Raw genomic sequence first — 1,804 nt, forward strand, 5'->3', positions numbered from 1 at the left:
TGATCGAGAAGATGCTGACGGTCACCGACCGTCCCTGCATCATCGACATTGCCGTCGATCCGAAGGAGAACTGCTTCCCCATGATCCCCGGCGGCAAGGCCCACAACGAGATCCTGTTCGTCCGGACGACAGCCCGTCCGACGCCACGCCGGAAGACGGCATGGTGCTGGTCTGATCGGCTGACGACGAACGAACGGGGGGAACGGGTCTCATGGAAAACGCGATCGAAAAGCACACCATCGCCGTGCTGGTGGACAACGAGCCGGGCGTCCTCGCCCGCGTCATCGGGCTGTTCTCCGGCCGCGGCTACAACATCGAAAGCCTGACGGTGGCGGAGGTGAACAACGCCGATCACCTGTCGCGCATCACGCTGGTCACCTCCGGCACCCGGATGATCATCGAGCAGATCAAGGCGCAGCTCGGCCGGCTGGTTCCGGTCCACCGCGTCCATGACCTGACCGACGAAGGGCCGTCGGTGGAACGTGAGCTGGCGTTGGTCAAGGTGGCCGGCACCGGCGACAAGCGGATCGAGGCGCTGCGCCTTGCCGACATCTTCAAGGCCAAGGTGGTCGACGCGACGCTCACCAGCTTCGTCTTCGAGCTGACCGGCACGACGAGCCAGGTCGACGACTTCGTCGGTCTGATGACCCAGCTCGGCCTTGTCGAGGCCAGCCGCACCGGCGTGGTCGCCATGTCGAAGGGGCCGGCGGCCTTCTAAGGCGCTGTTATCCGCAGATCAACATTCTGCGAAAGATCGGGGCGGCAAAAACGCAAGGAAGCTTTGCATTTTGCCGCTCCATCGAGCGATTGTTTCCCTTGACGGGCGGCTTTGCTCAATGGAGTAATCCGCCGCAGGAAACGCAGTCTGTCTTCGTTCGTTGCGAATTCAAGGAACCATCTCCATGCGCGTCTATTACGATCGTGATGCCGACGTCAACCTGATCAAGGGCAAGAAGGTCGTCATCGTCGGCTACGGCAGCCAGGGCCACGCCCACGCCCACAACCTGCGTGACAGCGGCGTGAAGGACGTGCGGATCGCGCTCCGCCCGGGTTCGGCCACCATCAAGAAGGCCGAGACCGCCGGCTTCACCGTGATGACCCCGGCCGAAGCCGCCGCCTGGGCCGACGTCGTGATGGTTCTGACCCCGGACGAGCTGCAGGCCGACCTGTACAAGGACGATCTGGCCCCGAACATGAAGCAGGGCGCCGCCCTGGCCTTCGCGCACGGCCTGAACGTCCATTTCAACCTGATCGAGCCGCGCGCCGACCTCGACGTGTTCATGATCGCGCCGAAGGGCCCCGGCCACACCGTGCGCAGCGAATACCAGCGTGGCGGCGGCGTGCCGTCGCTGGTCGCCGTTCACCAGAACGCCTCGGGCAACGCGCTGGACATCGCCCTGTCCTATGCTTCGGCCAATGGCGGCGGCCGCGCCGGCATCATCGAGACCACCTTCAAGGAAGAGTGCGAGACCGACCTGTTCGGTGAGCAGGCCGTGCTCTGCGGCGGCCTGACCGAGCTGATCCGCGCCGGCTACGAGACGCTGGTCGAGGCGGGCTATGCCCCCGAGATGGCCTACTTCGAGTGCCTGCACGAAGTGAAGCTGATCGTCGACCTGATGTATGAGGGCGGCATGGCCAACATGCGCTACTCGATCTCCAACACGGCCGAATATGGCGACTATCGCACCGGCCCGCGCATCATCACCGCCGAGACCAAGGCCGAGATGAAGCGCGTGCTGACCGACATCCAGGAAGGCCGCTTCCTCGCGACTGGATGCTGGATTGCAAGGCCGGCCAGCCGTCC

At 64.5% G+C, this 1,804-nt stretch carries 1 protein-coding gene and 1 pseudogene; both read left to right on the plus strand.

Annotated features, from left to right (window positions below):
• Positions 1 to 211 precede the first annotated feature (211 nt).
• Complete coding sequence (gene ilvN / locus I71_RS19360) at positions 212 to 718, plus strand: acetolactate synthase small subunit (protein WP_042696661.1); 507 nt, start codon at positions 212 to 214, stop codon at positions 716 to 718.
• Positions 719 to 902: 184 nt separating this feature from the next.
• A pseudogene (ilvC, locus tag I71_RS19365) lies at positions 903 to 1,804 on the plus strand (ketol-acid reductoisomerase); the annotation flags it as partial.

Origin of the sequence: Azospirillum sp. B506 (assembly GCF_000333595.1) — a bacterium.
Classification (GTDB): domain Bacteria; phylum Pseudomonadota; class Alphaproteobacteria; order Azospirillales; family Azospirillaceae; genus Azospirillum.

Coding starts and splice junctions, on each gene's coding strand:
- ilvN (WP_042696661.1), top strand. CDS start 212: ATGGAAAACGCGATCGAAAAGCACACCATCGCCGTGCTGGTGGACAAC.